The 13767-nt window shown below is 57.7% G+C and carries 27 protein-coding genes; all 27 read left to right on the plus strand.

Going from position 1 to position 13767, the window contains the following annotated elements:
• On the plus strand, positions 1–126 hold a 126-nt coding region (locus tag IG617_RS03515), incomplete at its 5' end, for an EF-Tu C-terminal domain-related protein (RefSeq protein ID WP_476705545.1).
• A 65-nt stretch (positions 127–191) separates the two neighbouring features.
• Positions 192–500 carry a 30S ribosomal protein S10 gene (rpsJ, locus tag IG617_RS03520; protein WP_006936455.1) on the plus strand — a complete coding sequence of 103 codons (309 nt, stop codon included), beginning with the start codon at positions 192–194 and terminating at the stop codon, positions 498–500.
• A gap of 23 nt (positions 501–523) precedes the next feature.
• Positions 524–1234: a 50S ribosomal protein L3 gene (gene rplC, locus IG617_RS03525; RefSeq protein ID WP_153768578.1), complete on the plus strand. Its 711-nt coding sequence runs from the start codon at positions 524–526 to the stop codon at positions 1232–1234.
• Positions 1234–1854: a 50S ribosomal protein L4 gene (rplD, locus tag IG617_RS03530; RefSeq protein ID WP_192107446.1), complete on the plus strand. Its 621-nt coding sequence runs from the start codon at positions 1234–1236 to the stop codon at positions 1852–1854. Before rplC ends, rplD begins: the two co-directional genes overlap by 1 nt.
• On the plus strand, positions 1851–2144 hold the full coding sequence (locus IG617_RS03535) for a 50S ribosomal protein L23 (RefSeq protein ID WP_153768580.1): 294 nt from the start codon (positions 1851–1853) through the stop codon (positions 2142–2144). Before rplD ends, IG617_RS03535 begins: the two co-directional genes overlap by 4 nt.
• Positions 2145–2161: 17 nt before the next feature.
• Positions 2162–2995, plus strand: coding sequence for a 50S ribosomal protein L2 (rplB, locus tag IG617_RS03540; RefSeq protein ID WP_192107449.1), 834 nt, complete (start codon positions 2162–2164; stop codon positions 2993–2995).
• Between the two features lie 12 nt (positions 2996–3007).
• A complete protein-coding gene (gene rpsS / locus IG617_RS03545; protein ID WP_153768582.1) occupies positions 3008–3286 on the plus strand; it encodes a 30S ribosomal protein S19 in 279 nt (92 codons plus the stop codon).
• Between the two features lie 2 nt (positions 3287–3288).
• The gene (gene rplV, locus IG617_RS03550) at positions 3289–3669 is read left to right on the plus strand and encodes a 50S ribosomal protein L22 (RefSeq protein ID WP_153768583.1); all 381 of its coding nucleotides are present in this window, start codon (positions 3289–3291) and stop codon (positions 3667–3669) included.
• The gene (rpsC, locus tag IG617_RS03555) at positions 3669–4397 is read left to right on the plus strand and encodes a 30S ribosomal protein S3 (protein ID WP_153768584.1); all 729 of its coding nucleotides are present in this window, start codon (positions 3669–3671) and stop codon (positions 4395–4397) included. The genes rplV and rpsC overlap by 1 nt, the downstream gene beginning before the upstream one ends.
• A 44-nt stretch (positions 4398–4441) precedes the next feature.
• Positions 4442–4855, plus strand: coding sequence for a 50S ribosomal protein L16 (gene rplP / locus IG617_RS03560; RefSeq protein ID WP_153768585.1), 414 nt, complete (start codon positions 4442–4444; stop codon positions 4853–4855).
• 21 nt (positions 4856–4876) lie between these two features.
• The gene (gene rpmC, locus IG617_RS03565; protein WP_153768586.1) at positions 4877–5077 is read left to right on the plus strand and encodes a 50S ribosomal protein L29; all 201 of its coding nucleotides are present in this window, start codon (positions 4877–4879) and stop codon (positions 5075–5077) included.
• Between the two features lie 10 nt (positions 5078–5087).
• Positions 5088–5315, plus strand: coding sequence for a 30S ribosomal protein S17 (gene rpsQ, locus IG617_RS03570; protein WP_153768587.1), 228 nt, complete (start codon positions 5088–5090; stop codon positions 5313–5315).
• 67 nt (positions 5316–5382) lie between these two features.
• Positions 5383–5751, plus strand: coding sequence for a 50S ribosomal protein L14 (rplN, locus tag IG617_RS03575; protein WP_153768588.1), 369 nt, complete (start codon positions 5383–5385; stop codon positions 5749–5751).
• Positions 5751–6068, plus strand: a complete 318-nt coding sequence (gene rplX / locus IG617_RS03580; protein WP_192107451.1) for a 50S ribosomal protein L24 — start codon at positions 5751–5753, stop codon at positions 6066–6068. Before rplN ends, rplX begins: the two co-directional genes overlap by 1 nt.
• Positions 6061–6618, plus strand: coding sequence for a 50S ribosomal protein L5 (gene rplE / locus IG617_RS03585; protein WP_192107453.1), 558 nt, complete (start codon positions 6061–6063; stop codon positions 6616–6618). Before rplX ends, rplE begins: the two co-directional genes overlap by 8 nt.
• Positions 6619–6650: 32 nt before the next feature.
• Positions 6651–6956, plus strand: coding sequence for a 30S ribosomal protein S14 (gene rpsN, locus IG617_RS03590; protein WP_153768591.1), 306 nt, complete (start codon positions 6651–6653; stop codon positions 6954–6956).
• Positions 6957–6968: 12 nt separating this feature from the next.
• Positions 6969–7367 carry a 30S ribosomal protein S8 gene (rpsH, locus tag IG617_RS03595; protein ID WP_153768592.1) on the plus strand — a complete coding sequence of 133 codons (399 nt, stop codon included), beginning with the start codon at positions 6969–6971 and terminating at the stop codon, positions 7365–7367.
• Between the two features lie 44 nt (positions 7368–7411).
• Positions 7412–7945, plus strand: a complete 534-nt coding sequence (gene rplF, locus IG617_RS03600; RefSeq protein ID WP_192107455.1) for a 50S ribosomal protein L6 — start codon at positions 7412–7414, stop codon at positions 7943–7945.
• Between the two features lie 12 nt (positions 7946–7957).
• Positions 7958–8320 (plus strand): 50S ribosomal protein L18, encoded by a 363-nt coding sequence (gene rplR, locus IG617_RS03605; protein ID WP_153768594.1) that lies wholly within the window; start codon positions 7958–7960, stop codon positions 8318–8320.
• A gap of 41 nt (positions 8321–8361) precedes the next feature.
• Positions 8362–8925: a 30S ribosomal protein S5 gene (gene rpsE, locus IG617_RS03610; protein ID WP_153768595.1), complete on the plus strand. Its 564-nt coding sequence runs from the start codon at positions 8362–8364 to the stop codon at positions 8923–8925.
• Positions 8926–8966: 41 nt separating this feature from the next.
• The gene (gene rpmD / locus IG617_RS03615; RefSeq protein ID WP_153768596.1) at positions 8967–9161 is read left to right on the plus strand and encodes a 50S ribosomal protein L30; all 195 of its coding nucleotides are present in this window, start codon (positions 8967–8969) and stop codon (positions 9159–9161) included.
• 21 nt (positions 9162–9182) lie between these two features.
• Positions 9183–9650 carry a 50S ribosomal protein L15 gene (gene rplO / locus IG617_RS03620; protein ID WP_192107457.1) on the plus strand — a complete coding sequence of 156 codons (468 nt, stop codon included), beginning with the start codon at positions 9183–9185 and terminating at the stop codon, positions 9648–9650.
• Positions 9651–9698: 48 nt separating this feature from the next.
• On the plus strand, positions 9699–11030 hold the full coding sequence (gene secY, locus IG617_RS03625; protein ID WP_192107459.1) for a preprotein translocase subunit SecY: 1332 nt from the start codon (positions 9699–9701) through the stop codon (positions 11028–11030).
• The gene (locus tag IG617_RS03630; RefSeq protein WP_192107461.1) at positions 11027–11623 is read left to right on the plus strand and encodes an adenylate kinase; all 597 of its coding nucleotides are present in this window, start codon (positions 11027–11029) and stop codon (positions 11621–11623) included. Before secY ends, IG617_RS03630 begins: the two co-directional genes overlap by 4 nt.
• A 179-nt stretch (positions 11624–11802) precedes the next feature.
• Positions 11803–12171, plus strand: a complete 369-nt coding sequence (rpsM, locus tag IG617_RS03635) for a 30S ribosomal protein S13 (RefSeq protein ID WP_153768600.1) — start codon at positions 11803–11805, stop codon at positions 12169–12171.
• A 65-nt stretch (positions 12172–12236) separates the two neighbouring features.
• A complete protein-coding gene (gene rpsK, locus IG617_RS03640; protein ID WP_153768601.1) occupies positions 12237–12626 on the plus strand; it encodes a 30S ribosomal protein S11 in 390 nt (129 codons plus the stop codon).
• 53 nt (positions 12627–12679) lie between these two features.
• Positions 12680–13741, plus strand: a complete 1062-nt coding sequence (locus IG617_RS03645) for a DNA-directed RNA polymerase subunit alpha (protein ID WP_192108474.1) — start codon at positions 12680–12682, stop codon at positions 13739–13741.
• Positions 13742–13767: the final 26 nt, after the last annotated feature.

The following is a 13767-nucleotide window of genomic DNA, read 5'->3' on the forward strand; positions in this document are numbered from 1 at the left end:
GGCGACAACGTGTCTGTTGTTGTTGAGCTGATCGTGCCGATCGCCATGGAAGAAGGCCTGCGCTTCGCTATCCGCGAAGGCGGCCGTACCGTCGGCGCCGGCGTCGTCGCCTCAATCGTCGAGTAATTGACGGCAGGGCCTGCTGTTTAACAAAAACTGGCAGGCCCGCCTGTCTTAACGGGAACTCTGAAATGAACGGTCAGAATATCCGGATCCGCCTTAAGGCATTTGACCACCGTATTCTCGATGCTTCCACAAAGGAAATCGTGAACACGGCCAAGCGGACCGGTGCACAGGTACGGGGACCCGTACCGCTGCCGACGCGGATCGAGAAGTACACGGTACTTCGCGGCCCGCACATCGATAAGAAAAGCCGCGATCAGTTCGAGATGCGCACGCACAAGCGTTTGCTCGACATCGTTGATCCGACGCCCCAGACGGTTGACGCTCTTATGAAGCTCGACCTTGCCGCTGGTGTCGACGTCGAGATCAAGCTCTGAGGCGGATCGAAGGGGACACGTCTATGCGTTCTGGTGTGATCGCTCAGAAAGTGGGCATGACTCGTATCTATAACGATGCGGGCGAGCATGTTCCGGTCACTGTTTTGCGGCTGGAAAATTGCCAGGTGGTTGCCCACCGTACTGAAGAAAAGAATGGCTATACCGCGCTGCAGGTCGGCGCAGGTCTGGCAAAAGTCAAGAACACCGTTAAGGCACTTCGCGGACATTTCGCGGTTGCCAAGGTGGAGCCGAAGCGTACCCTGGCCGAGTTCCGGGTTTCGTCTGACAACCTGATCGACGTTGGCGCGGAAATCACCGCTGACCACTACGTTGAAGGCCAGTTTGTCGACGTTACCGGCAACTCGATCGGTAAGGGTTTTGCCGGTGCAATGAAGCGTCACAACTTCGGTGGTGGCCGCGCTTCGCACGGTAACTCGATCTCGCATCGGTCACATGGTTCCACGGGTCAGTGTCAGGATCCGGGCCGGGTGTTCAAAGGCAAGAAGATGGCCGGTCACATGGGCGATGTCCGCGTGACCACGCAGAACCTCAAGGTTGTGCGTACCGATGTTGAACGCGGCCTGATCATGGTCGAGGGTTCTGTACCAGGCGCCAAGGGCGGTTGGATCCAGGTCCGCGACTCGATCAAGAAGGCGCTGCCGGAAGGTGTTCCGGTTCCAGGTGCATTCCGTGCTCCTGAAGCAGCCGCTGCCGCCGGGAAGGAGAGCGAGTGATGGAACTTCAGGTCAAGACCCTCGAAGGTGGGGCGGCCGGTTCGATCACGGTGAGTGACGAGATCTTCGGTCTCGAGCCCCGCACCGATCTGATCCACCGCGTGGTGCGTTGGCAGCTTGCCAAGCGCCAGGCCGGCACGCACAAGACGCTGCAGCGTTCGGAAGTTTCCGGTACGACGAAGAAGTTCGTCCGCCAGAAGGGTTCTGGCGGCGCACGTCACGGCAACCGCAAGGCTCCGCAGTTCCGCGGTGGTGGTAAGGCTTTTGGGCCGGTCGTTCGCGACCATGCTCACGAGCTGCCGAAAAAGGTCCGTGTCCTCGGTCTCAAGCATGTTCTTTCCGCCAAGGCCAAGACCGACAGCATCGTCATCGTTGAAGATGCGAAGGCTGCCGAAGCCAAGACCAAGGCACTCAAGGCACAGTTCGAAAAGCTGGGTCTCAAGAACGCCCTGGTGATTGACGGTGCCGAGCTGGACATGAACTTCTCTCTGGCTGCCCGCAACATCCCTCATGTGGATGTGCTGCCGGTCCAGGGTATCAATGTCTACGACATCATGCGCGCCAACACGCTTGTGTTGACGAAGTCTGCGGTGTCTGCACTTGAGGAGCGCTTCAAATGAGCAATCTTCCTCACTACGACAAGATCGTCGGCCCGGTAATCACCGAGAAGGCGACCATGGCTTCCGAAGAAAACAAGGTTGTTTTCAAGGTCGCCAATGACGCAACCAAGCCGGAAATCAAGGCTGCGATCGAAGCGCTCTTCGGCGTCAAGGTCACTGCCGTGAACACCCTGGTCCGCAAGGGCAAGGTTAAACGGTTCAAGGGTCGCATCGGTCGCCAGTCCGACTTCAAGAAGGCCGTCATCACGCTCGAGGAAGGTCACGCGATTGACGTGACCACCGGGCTCTAAGGGGCGGGGACAGGTAAATGGCACTTAAGACATTCAACCCGACGTCGCCCGGTCGGCGCCAGTTGGTCCAGGTAGATCGTTCCGATCTGCACAAGGGCAAGCCGGTCAAGACCCTGACGGAAGGCCTCTCCAAGAGCGGCGGTCGTAACAACACCGGTCGCCTTACGGCTCCGAACCGCGGTGGCGGTCACAAGCGGTCCTACCGTCTTGTTGACTTCAAGCGTCGCAAGTTCGACATCCCGGCGACGGTAGAGCGTCTCGAATACGATCCGAACCGGACCGCATTCATCGCGCTTATCCGTTACGAAGATGGTGAGCTGAGCTACATTCTGGCGCCACAGCGTCTGGCAGTTGGTGACACGGTCATCGCCGGTCAGTCTGTCGATGTGAAGCCGGGCAACGCAATGCCGCTGTCGTCCATTCCGGTCGGCACGATTGTTCACAACATTGAACTGAAGCCGGGCAAGGGTGCGCAGGTCGCACGTTCCGCTGGTGCCTTCGTTCAGGTTGTCGGTCGCGACCAGGGTTACACGACCCTGCGTTTGATGTCCGGTGAACAGCGCCGCGTTCTGGGCACCTGCATGGCGTCCATTGGTGCCGTATCCAATCCGGATCACGGCAACATTAATCTGGGCAAGGCAGGCCGCTCTCGCTGGCTCGGCCGTACCCCGCACACACGCGGCGTCGCGATGAACCCGGTTGACCACCCGCACGGCGGTGGTGAAGGCCGGACGTCCGGTGGTCGTCATCCGGTTACCCCTTGGGGCAAGCCGACCAAAGGCAAGCGCACGCGGAGCAACAAGCAGACCGATAAGTATATCGTCCGCAGCCGCCACGCGCGCAAGAAGTAAAGGACAAGGATCGTGGCACGTTCGATCTGGAAAGGTCCGTTTGTCGACGGGTATCTGCTGAAGAAGGCTGACAAGGTTCGTGAATCTGGCCGCAACGAGGTCATCAAGACCTGGAGCCGCCGCTCGACGATCCTGCCGCAGTTCGTTGGTCTTACCTTCGGCGTCTACAACGGGCAGAAGCATGTCCCGGTGTCGGTGTCTGAAGAGATGATTGGTCACAAGTTCGGCGAGTTTTCGCCGAGCCGGACCTACTACGGACATGGCGCCGACAAGAAGGCGAAGAGGAAGTAACGATGGGCAAGCCGAAGCGTGAGCGGACGCTCGCTGACAACGAGGCCCGGGCAATGACCCGCATGCTGCGCGTTTCTCCGCGCAAGCTGAATCTCGTTGCGGCTGCTATCCGCGGCAAGAAGGTCGGTTCTGCAATTGCAGACCTGACATTCTCCCGCAAGCGTATCGCTCAGGACGTCAAGAAAACCTTGATGTCCGCGATCGCAAACGCGGAAAACAACCACGATCTGGATATCGACAACCTGGTGGTTGCCGAGGCACATGTTGGCAAGGCTTTTGTCATCAAGCGTTTCCAGGCTCGTGCACGTGGTCGCGTTGGCCGGATCGAGAAGCCGTTCTCGAACCTGACCATCGTTGTGCGTGAAAAAGAGGAGACTGCCTGATGGGTCATAAAGTAAACCCGATCGGCATGCGCCTCGGGATCAACCGCACCTGGGATTCGCGTTGGTTCGCCAACAAGGGTGAATACGGCGATCTTCTTCATGAAGATTTCCGCATCCGCGAATTCCTGCTCAAGGAACTGAAGCAGGCTGCTGTTTCCAAGGTCGTTATTGAACGCCCGCACAAGAAGTGCCGTGTCACCATCCACTCGGGTCGTCCGGGTGTGGTTATCGGCAAGAAGGGTGCGGACATCGAGCGTCTTCGCAAGAAGATCAACGAGATCACGAACTCGGAAGTTCACATCAACATCGTTGAAGTGCGCAAGCCTGAACTCGATGCGACGCTTGTTGCCGCTTCGATCGCTCAGCAGCTGGAACGTCGTGTTGCTTTCCGTCGTGCCATGAAGCGTGCCGTTCAGTCGGCGATGCGTCTTGGTGCACAGGGCATCCGGATCAACTGTGGTGGCCGTCTCGGTGGTGCTGAAATCGCACGTATCGAGTGGTACCGCGAAGGTCGCGTGCCGCTGCACACCCTGCGTGCCGACATCGATTACGGTGTTGCATCCGCGCACACCGCTTACGGTGTCTGCGGCGTGAAGGTCTGGATCTTCAAGGGTGAAATCCTCGAGCATGACCCCATGGCGTCTGAGCGCCGTGCGACGTCCGGCTCTGACAGCAACCAGGGTGATCGCGGCGAACGCCGGGGTCGGGGCCGTGAGCGCGCAGCCTAATTGGCTGCCTGCTGCTCGCGTAACACGAAGGACGAGAGAAAACGATGCTGCAACCGAAGCGAACGAAGTTCCGCAAGCAGCACAAGGGCCGCATTCACGGTCTGTCGAAGGGAGGTACTGACCTCAACTTCGGCGCCTACGGTCTGAAGGCTGTTGAGCCTGAGCGGGTCACCGCTCGTCAGATCGAAGCTGCCCGTCGTGCCATGACCCGCCACATGAAGCGTGCTGGTCGTGTATGGATCCGCATCTTCCCGGACCTCCCGGTCTCTTCCAAGCCGGCTGAAGTCCGCATGGGTAAGGGTAAGGGTTCTCCGGATTACTGGGCTTGCCGCGTCAAGCCTGGCCGGATCATGTTCGAAATCGATGGTGTTCCTGAAGACGTTGCGCGTGAAGCAATGCGTCTGGCGGCCGCCAAACTGCCTATCAAATGCCGCTTCATTCAGCGAATTGGCGAATAGGTAGTCGAGGAGTAAGAAGCCATGAAGGCGACTGACGTAAGAGCAAAGACCCTCGACGAGCTCCGCACGGAGCTCGAGGCCCTCAAGAAAGAGCAGTTCAACCTGCGCTTTCAGAAGGCGACCGGTCAGCTAGAAAACACTGGGCGCGTACGGCAAATTCGCCGCGACGTTGCTCGCATTCAGACGATCATGCGCGAAAAGCGCGTGTCGGCAAGCGCTTAAGGAGACACCTATGCCGAAGCGCATTTTGCAGGGCACCGTTGTCAGCAACGCAAATGACAAGACGGTGACGGTTAAGGTGGAGCGTCGCTTCACTCACCCGCTGCTGAAGAAGACCGTGCGCCGGTCCAAAAAATACCGTGCGCATGATGAAGCAAACAAATATCAAGTCGGCGATTCTGTTCAGATCGAAGAGTGCTCGCCGGTTTCGAAGAACAAACGCTGGACCGTGGTCGTCTGACCACGCTCCATGTTGAGCATCAGGCGCCCTTGGCAGGTGCGCCAGACAGAGAATAAGGCAGCCAGTCATGATTCAGATGCAAACAAACCTCGACGTGGCGGATAATTCCGGCGCTCGTCGTGTCATGTGCATCAAAGTGCTCGGCGGCTCCAAGCGCAAATACGCTTCTGTGGGCGACATCATTGTCGTATCCGTGAAGGAAGCTATTCCGCGGGGTCGCGTCAAAAAGGGCGACGTGATGAAGGCGGTCGTTGTGCGTACGGCGAAGGATATTCGACGTGCCGACGGCAGCGTGATCCGGTTCGACCGCAATGCGGCGGTTCTGATCAACAACAACAAGGAGCCTGTCGGTACCCGTATCTTTGGTCCGGTACCGCGCGAACTCCGTGCAAAGAACCACATGAAAATTATCTCGCTCGCGCCGGAGGTGCTCTGATGGCTGCGAAAATTAAAAAAGGCGACACCGTTGTCGTTCTCACCGGTCGTGACAAGGGCAAGTCCGGTGAAGTTCTGCAGGTCCTGCCGTCTGATAACAAGGCGCTTGTCCGTGGTGTGAACGTCGTTCGCCGCCACCAGAAGCAAACCCAGACCCAGGAAGCTGGTATCGTTGCTAAGGAAGCTCCGATCCACCTTTCTAACATCGCTGTTGCCGATCCTAAGGACGGCAAGGCGACGCGCGTGGGTTTCAAGGTGCAGGAAGACGGTACCAAGGTCCGTGTGGCCAAGCGTTCTGGAGACCTGATCGATGGCTGAGACCAATTACATCCCGCGTCTTAAGACGCATTACGAAGATGTTGTACGCAAGCAGCTTCAGGAAAAGTTCGAGTACAAGAACCCTATGCAGGTTCCTGGTCTCGACAAAGTTGTCCTGAACATCGGCGTCGGCGAAGCGGTTGCCGACTCCAAGAAGGCGCGCATCGCCGCTGAAGACCTTGCACTGATCGCCGGCCAGAAGCCGGTCATCACCAAGGCCAAGAAGTCCATCGCGACCTTCAAGGTTCGCGAAGAGATGCCGTTGGGGACCAAGGTTACACTTCGTCGCCAGCAGATGTTCGAATTCCTGGATCGCCTGATCACCATCGCGCTGCCGCGCGTTCGTGACTTCCGTGGTCTGAACCCGAAGTCCTTTGACGGTCGTGGCAACTACGCCATGGGCATCAAGGAACACATCGTGTTTCCGGAAATCGAATACGACAAGGTCGACCAGATCTGGGGTATGGACGTGATCGTCTGCACCACTGCTCAGAACGATGACGAAGCGCGTGAACTGCTGCGCGCGTTCAACTTCCCGTTCAGCAAATAAGCTGAGATACGGGAAAGGAACGAGGAACGACGATGGCGAAGAAAAGCGCAGTCGAGAAGAACAAGCGTCGCGAGAAGCTTGTCGAAAAGTACGCTGAGAAGCGCGCTGCCCTCAAGGCGATGGCTAAGGATAGTAGCCTGTCTCCGGAAGAGCAGTTCAACGCACGCTTGAAGCTTGCAAAATTGCCGCGGAACTCCGCGCCGAACCGCGTTCGCAACCGTTGCGAAGTGACCGGCCGTCCGCGTGCATACTACCGCAAGCTCAAGATGTCCCGTATTGCGCTTCGTGAACTGGGCTCGCTGGGTAAGATCCCAGGCCTGGTCAAGTCGAGCTGGTAAGGAGAAACTCCCATGGCAATTTCTGATCCGTTGGGGGATTTGCTCACACGTATCCGCAATGCGCAGATGCGTCGCAAGAGCAAGGTCAGTTCACCAAATTCCAAATTGCGCGCACATGTACTTGATGTGCTCGCCAAGGAAGGGTACATCCGTGGCTACACCACGGTTGATTTCGAGACCGGTCGTTCGGAACTCGAGATTGAACTGAAGTACTTTGATGGCGAACCGGTTATCCGGACCATCGAACGGGTGTCAAAACCGGGCCGTCGGGTTTACTCGTCGGTAAAAAACATCCCGCATGTGTCCAATGGCCTGGGCGTGTCGATTATTTCGACCCCGCGCGGCGTCATGAGCGATCATCAGGCGCGTGATGAAAACGTAGGCGGTGAGGTCCTGTGCCGCGTCTTCTGACGCGGTTTCAGTCTCATCTTTAAAACAACGACAAGGTTGGTCAGATGTCTCGTATTGGCAAAAAGCCAGTCCCCGTGCCAAGCGGGGTAACGGCAACGATCAACGGTCAGACGGTTGCGGTCAAGGGCCCGAAGGGTGAACTCTCCTTCGTGCTCAATGACTACGTTCTGGCCGAGATGACGGACGGCGGTATCAAAGTTGATCCGCGCGGCACCTCCAAGACGGCTCGCTCCATGTGGGGCATGAGCCGGACGATGGTGCAGAATATCATTACTGGTGTTAGCAACGGCTTCGAAAAGAAGCTCGACATCACCGGTGTTGGTTATCGTGCCCAGGTTCAGGGCAAGAATCTTCAGCTGGCGCTGGGTTTCTCGCACGACGTTATCTATTCGGTTCCGGAAGGAATCGAGATCAAGTGCCCAAAACCGACGGAGATTCTCATCTCCGGTATCGACAAGCAAACTGTCGGTCAGGTAGCGGCTGAAATCCGCGAATTCCGCCCACCTGAGCCTTACAAGGGCAAGGGTGTTCGTTATGCAGACGAGTTTATCGTCCGCAAAGAAGGCAAGAAGAAGTAACGGACCTGGATCATGGCGAATAGCAAAATTGCTTTCGAACGCCGCCGCGATCGCGTGCGCCGTTCACTCAAGAAGGTGGCGAACGGACGTCCGCGCCTTTCTATCTTCCGCTCGTCGAAGCAGATCTACGCCCAGATCATCGACGACGGGAAGGGGAATACCATTGTTTCCGCCTCGACGATCGAAACCGATCTGAAGGGCTCCCTCAAGACGGGCGCCGACACCGCAGCAGCTGCTGCCGTCGGCAAGCTTGTCGCAGAGCGCGCGATTGCCGCTGGCGTCAAGCAGGTCGTGTTCGACCGAGGCGGGTATCAGTACCATGGGCGCGTTAAAGCGCTTGCGGATGCTGCCCGTGAAGGTGGACTTGAATTCTGACCAGCGCCCGTTGGCGCTCTTAAGAACGGAAGACGTATAAAATGGCGAGACAGGATAATCGCGATCGCGACGAGCGAGACAGCGAATTCGTCGACAAGCTCGTACACATCAACCGCGTCGCAAAGGTGGTCAAGGGTGGCCGTCGTTTCGGCTTCGCCGCGCTTGTCGTGGTTGGTGATCAAAAGGGCCGCGTCGGCTTTGGCCACGGTAAGGCACGTGAAGTGCCAGAGGCCATCCGTAAGGCAACCGAGGCTGCAAAGCGCACGATGATTCGTGTGCCTCTGCGTGAAGGCCGAACGCTCCACCACGATGTGGAAGGCCGTCACGGTGCCGGTAAGGTGATCCTGCGTGCAGCTCCGGCTGGTACCGGTATCATTGCTGGTGGTCCGATGCGTGCAGTGTTCGAAACCCTTGGTGTTCAGGACGTTGTTGCCAAGTCACTTGGCTCTTCGAACCCTTACAACATGGTTCGTGCGACCTTTAACGCACTGACCAAGGAAGACAGCCCGCGTTCGGTCGCGGCACGCCGTGGCCTCAAGGTCTCGGTGCTGCAGTCGCGCCGTCGTGATAACGAAGATGCGGCTCCGGCTGCCGCTGAGGCTTGATCTCGGCGGCTCCGGCTCCCAGTTGAATAAGGGTTAGTTCCATGGCGAACACCGATAAGACCGTTACGGTCGAACAGATTGGCAGCCCGCTGCGCCGTCCTCAGGATCAGCGCGCAACGCTCGTCGGTCTGGGTCTGAACAAGATGCACCGCCGTTCCACACTGAAGGACACTCCTGAAGTGCGCGGCATGATCAACAAGGTCCAGCATCTCGTACGCGTTGTCGAAGACGCTTAATCGGGATCAGGAGATAAAGACATGAAGCTCAACGAACTCAGGGACAATCCCGGTTCCGTTCAGAGCCGTCACCGCGTCGGACGTGGTATCGGTTCTGGCAAGGGCAAGACCGGTGGCCGCGGTGTCAAGGGGCAGAAGTCCCGTTCAGGCGTCGCGATCAAGGGCTTTGAAGGCGGTCAGATGCCGCTTCACCGCCGTCTGCCGAAGCGTGGTTTCACGAACATTTTCGCCAAGGAGTTCAATGTTGTCTCCCTCGGCCGTGTTCAGGAAGCTCTGGATGCAGGCAAGCTCGATGCGAAAGCGGCCATTACGGTCGAGGCGCTGAAGGCAGCTGGTATCGTCAAGCGCGTCAAGGATGGCGTTCGCTTGCTCAGCGACGGTGAATTGAAGACTGCAGTCACTTTCGAAATCGCAGGCGCCTCCAAGGCGGCCGTTGAAGCGGTTTCCAAAGCTGGCGGCAAGGTCGTCGTTCTGGGAGCTCAGGCTTAACAGCCTGGGCTTTTCCCATTTGTCGGTAATAACTGACCGGAGTAGGGCATGGCATCGGCCGCCGAACAACTTGCGTCAAATCTAAATTTCTCGGCTTTCGCAAAGGCTGACGAGCTCAAAAAGCGCATCTGGTTCACGCTGGGAGCGCTTTTGGTTTATCGGCTGGGCACTTATATTCCGCTGCCCGGTATCAACCCGGACGCGTTTGCGCAGGCTTTCAACCAGGCGCAGTCCGGCATCATTGGCATGTTCAACATGTTTGCCGGTGGTGCTGTCGAGCGTATGGCCATTTTTGCCCTTGGCATCATGCCCTACATCTCTGCCTCCATTATCATGCAGCTCATGACGACGGTCGTTCCGACGCTTGAGCAGATGAAGAAGGAAGGCGAGCAGGGCCGTAAGGTCATCAACCAGTACACGCGCTATGGCACGGTGGTTCTGGCGGCATTCCAGGCCTACGGTATTGCTGTCGGTCTTGAGGGTGCGACCAACGTTGTCACGGATCCGGGCTGGTTCTTCCGTGCGTCCACCGTTTTGACGCTGGTCGGCGGCACGATGTTCCTGATGTGGCTTGGTGAACAGATCACGTCTCGCGGAATCGGTAACGGTATCTCGCTGATCATCTTTGCAGGTATTGTTGCAGGCCTTCCGACTGCGGTGGTCTCGACGCTCGAGCTTGGCCGTCAGGGCGCCCTGGCGACCTGGATCATCCTCATGGTGATCATCCTCGCCGTTGTCGTGATTGGCGTGATCGTCTTCATGGAGCGTGCTCAGCGCCGCTTGCTGATCCAGTATCCGAAGCGTCAGATGGGAAATCGCATGTTCGAGGGCAATACCTCGTTCCTGCCGCTTAAGCTGAACACTGCAGGTGTGATTCCGCCGATCTTCGCGTCGTCGCTTCTTCTGGTGCCGGCCACGATCGCTGGATTCTCCTCGGGCAACACAAGCGAGTGGGTCACCACGATCACCGCACTGCTTGGCCATGGACAGCCGCTTTACATGCTGTTCTACGCCACGATGATCATCTTCTTCTGTTTTTTCTACACGGCGATTGTCTTCAATCCGACCGACACTGCCGACAATCTGAAGAAGCATGGCGGCTTCATTCCGGGAATTCGTCCGGGTGAGCGCACCGCCCAGTACATCGACTACGTCCTGACTCGCATCACGGTTGTTGGCGCGATCTACATCACCCTTGTCTGTCTATTACCCGAATTTCTTATTTCGGCCACAGGCGTTCCGTTCTATTTCGGTGGGACTTCGCTGTTGATCGTTGTCAGCGTGACCATGGATACGGTTTCCCAAATCCAGGGCCATCTGCTCGCTCACCAGTATGAGGGTCTGGTGAAAAAAGCAAAGCTCAGGGGGAAACGTAGATGAGACTGATTTTGGTCGGACCGCCGGGGGCGGGGAAGGGGACACAAGCGGGACGGCTCGTTGCCGATTACAACATCCCGCAGCTGTCGACCGGTGATATGCTTCGTGCCGCTGTTGCGGCGCAAAGCCCAGTCGGATTGCAGGCGAAAGCCGTCATGGATGCCGGTGGTCTCGTGTCCGACGATATTGTCGTTGGCATCATCCGCGACCGGATTGCCGAGCCTGATGCCAAAAACGGCTTCATCCTCGATGGATTTCCGCGCACGATCGCCCAGGCTGATGCTTTGGCGCAGATGCTGTCGGAGAACGACCTTGGCCTGGACGCAGTGATTGAACTGCGTGTCGACCAGTCCAAGCTCGTTGACCGGATCATCAACCGGGCGGCGGAAGCCAAGGAAAAAGGCGAGCCGGTCCGCAAGGATGACGATCCGGAGGTCTTCAAGGATCGCCTCGAGGCTTACAACCGCGATACCGCTGTTGTGATCCCTTATTACGAAAAAGCGGGTCTGCTGACCGTGGTCGATGGCATGCAGTCCATCGATGATGTGTCACGCGACATCGAGAGCGTGCTCTCCAAGCTTGACGAAAAGGTTTAGAGTCGTTAAAGGACGCGCTCTAGCTGACAAGTTTCGTGTCGATCCCGTGATTCACGGGGCCGGCACGTTCTGTGCTTGCTGAACCAAGTGCATTTAGTGCCTTGCAAGGGCCGGGCTCCACCGGACGCGAGGAATAATGAGCAACGCGGCCGAAACGGCCGCATGACATGGAGAACAACGTGGCACGTATTGCTGGCGTTAATATCCCAACGAACAAGCGCGTCGTTATCGCGCTTCAGTATATTCACGGCATCGGCGCGAAATTCGCGCAGGAAATCGTCGAGAAGGTCAACATTGCGCCGGAACGCCGCGTCAATGAACTTTCCGATGCAGAAGTCCTTGCCATCCGCGAGACAATCGACGCCGATTACCTCGTTGAGGGCGACCTGCGCCGCGACACTGCAATGAACATCAAGCGTCTGATGGACCTTGGTTGCTACCGTGGCCTGCGTCACCGTCGTGGCCTGCCGGTTCGCGGTCAGCGCACACATACCAACGCACGTACCCGTAAGGGTCCTGCGAAAGCCATCGCTGGTAAGAAGAAGTAACCCAGTCGATTGGCGGTGGAGCTGCCGGTCTTACGGCAGTGTTGAGATCAAAGTAAGGAAAAAGAATGGCTAAGGAAACGACGCGCGTGCGTCGCCGCGAGCGCAAGAATATTTCTTCTGGCGTCGCGCATGTGAACTCCACGTTCAACAACACGATGATCACCATTACCGATGCACAGGGCAACACCATTTCATGGTCGTCCGCTGGTGCTCTCGGCTTCAAGGGATCGCGTAAGTCTACGCCGTATGCTGCCCAGGTTGCAGCTGAAGATGCCGCCAAGAAGGCATCCGAGCACGGCATGCGTACCCTCGAAGTTGAGGTGCGTGGTCCAGGTTCTGGACGTGAGTCCGCTCTTCGTGCGCTTCAGGCTGCCGGTTTCCTCATCACGTCGATCCGTGACGTGACGCCGATTCCGCACAACGGCTGCCGTCCGCGCAAGCGTCGCCGCGTCTAAGGCTTTCCGCCTTAGGTATCTGTTTCTCCAATGGCAAAGAATAGCTTGCGGCCCTGCGAGGGCCCAGGCGGGATAGCCGAAGGGGCAAAAACGTGACCATTCAAAAAAACTGGCAAGAACTGATCAAGCCGACCAAGCTCGAAGTCAAGCAGGGTGAAGACCCGCGCTTCTTTGCGACCGTTGTCGCGGAGCCGCTTGAGCGTGGTTATGGTCTGACGCTCGGAAATGCGCTGCGTCGTATTCTCCTGTCGTCTCTGCAGGGTTCTGCAGTGACTGCCGTTCAGATCGACGGCGTGCTGCACGAGTTCTCGTCCATTCCTGGTGTCCGCGAAGATGTCACCGACATCGTTCTGAACATCAAGGAAATCGCGATCCGCATGGATGGCGAGGGACCCAAGCGCATGGTTGTGCGCAAGCAGGGCCCCGGTTCGGTGACTGCGGGCGACATTCAGACCGTTGGCGACGTCGAAGTTCTGAACCCGGATCTTGTGCTGTGTACGCTGGATGAAGGCGCTGAAATCCGCATGGAATTCACCGTCAACACCGGAAAGGGCTACGTGTCGTCCGACCGTAACCGTCCGGAAGATGCGCCGATCGGCCTGATCCCGGTCGACAGCCTCTACTCTCCGGTCAAGAAAGTGTCCTACAAGGTGGAAAACACCCGTGAAGGTCAGGTTCTTGACTATGACAAACTTACCCTGACCGTTGAGACCGACGGTTCGGTTAAGCCGGATGACGCAGTCGCATTCGCTGCGCGCATCCTTCAGGACCAGCTTTCCATCTTCGTCAACTTCGAAGAGCCGCAGCGTGAAGTCGCCGAGGACACCGTCCCGGAACTCGCGTTCAACCCGGCGCTTCTCAAGAAGGTCGACGAGCTGGAACTGTCCGTCCGCTCCGCCAACTGCCTGAAGAACGACAATATCGTGTATATTGGCGATCTCATTCAGAAGACCGAAGCGGAAATGCTGCGCACGCCGAACTTCGGCCGCAAGTCGCTGAACGAAATCAAGGAAGTTCTCGCCCAGATGGGTCTGCACCTCGGTATGGAGGTCGCCAACTGGCCGCCTGAGAACATCGAAGATCTCGCGAAGCGCTACGAAGACCATCAGTATTAAGGGACGTCCGCGTCCCTTCACACTCA

Origin of the sequence: Roseibium polysiphoniae (genome assembly GCF_014842925.1) — a bacterium.
Classification (GTDB): Bacteria; Pseudomonadota; Alphaproteobacteria; order Rhizobiales; family Stappiaceae; genus Roseibium; species Roseibium polysiphoniae.

Bases quoted from the DNA above. Each gene is read 5' to 3' on its own strand.
- rpsH (WP_153768592.1), top strand. From the start codon at position 6,969: ATGGCAATTTCTGATCCGTTGGGGGATTTGCTCACACGTATCCGCAAT.
- rplN (WP_153768588.1), top strand. From the start codon at position 5,383: ATGATTCAGATGCAAACAAACCTCGACGTGGCGGATAATTCCGGCGCT.
- rpsN (WP_153768591.1), top strand. From the start codon at position 6,651: ATGGCGAAGAAAAGCGCAGTCGAGAAGAACAAGCGTCGCGAGAAGCTT.
- rplB (WP_192107449.1), top strand. From the start codon at position 2,162: ATGGCACTTAAGACATTCAACCCGACGTCGCCCGGTCGGCGCCAGTTG.
- rplE (WP_192107453.1), top strand. From the start codon at position 6,061: ATGGCTGAGACCAATTACATCCCGCGTCTTAAGACGCATTACGAAGAT.
- rpmD (WP_153768596.1), top strand. From the start codon at position 8,967: ATGGCGAACACCGATAAGACCGTTACGGTCGAACAGATTGGCAGCCCG.
- rplC (WP_153768578.1), top strand. From the start codon at position 524: ATGCGTTCTGGTGTGATCGCTCAGAAAGTGGGCATGACTCGTATCTAT.
- rpsJ (WP_006936455.1), top strand. From the start codon at position 192: ATGAACGGTCAGAATATCCGGATCCGCCTTAAGGCATTTGACCACCGT.
- rpmC (WP_153768586.1), top strand. From the start codon at position 4,877: ATGAAGGCGACTGACGTAAGAGCAAAGACCCTCGACGAGCTCCGCACG.
- rplP (WP_153768585.1), top strand. From the start codon at position 4,442: ATGCTGCAACCGAAGCGAACGAAGTTCCGCAAGCAGCACAAGGGCCGC.
- rplV (WP_153768583.1), top strand. From the start codon at position 3,289: ATGGGCAAGCCGAAGCGTGAGCGGACGCTCGCTGACAACGAGGCCCGG.
- secY (WP_192107459.1), top strand. From the start codon at position 9,699: ATGGCATCGGCCGCCGAACAACTTGCGTCAAATCTAAATTTCTCGGCT.
- rpsK (WP_153768601.1), top strand. From the start codon at position 12,237: ATGGCTAAGGAAACGACGCGCGTGCGTCGCCGCGAGCGCAAGAATATT.
- rplD (WP_192107446.1), top strand. From the start codon at position 1,234: ATGGAACTTCAGGTCAAGACCCTCGAAGGTGGGGCGGCCGGTTCGATC.
- rpsC (WP_153768584.1), top strand. From the start codon at position 3,669: ATGGGTCATAAAGTAAACCCGATCGGCATGCGCCTCGGGATCAACCGC.
- rplR (WP_153768594.1), top strand. From the start codon at position 7,958: ATGGCGAATAGCAAAATTGCTTTCGAACGCCGCCGCGATCGCGTGCGC.
- rpsQ (WP_153768587.1), top strand. From the start codon at position 5,088: ATGCCGAAGCGCATTTTGCAGGGCACCGTTGTCAGCAACGCAAATGAC.
- rplX (WP_192107451.1), top strand. From the start codon at position 5,751: ATGGCTGCGAAAATTAAAAAAGGCGACACCGTTGTCGTTCTCACCGGT.
- rplF (WP_192107455.1), top strand. From the start codon at position 7,412: ATGTCTCGTATTGGCAAAAAGCCAGTCCCCGTGCCAAGCGGGGTAACG.
- IG617_RS03630 (WP_192107461.1), top strand. From the start codon at position 11,027: ATGAGACTGATTTTGGTCGGACCGCCGGGGGCGGGGAAGGGGACACAA.
- rplO (WP_192107457.1), top strand. From the start codon at position 9,183: ATGAAGCTCAACGAACTCAGGGACAATCCCGGTTCCGTTCAGAGCCGT.
- rpsE (WP_153768595.1), top strand. From the start codon at position 8,362: ATGGCGAGACAGGATAATCGCGATCGCGACGAGCGAGACAGCGAATTC.
- IG617_RS03535 (WP_153768580.1), top strand. From the start codon at position 1,851: ATGAGCAATCTTCCTCACTACGACAAGATCGTCGGCCCGGTAATCACC.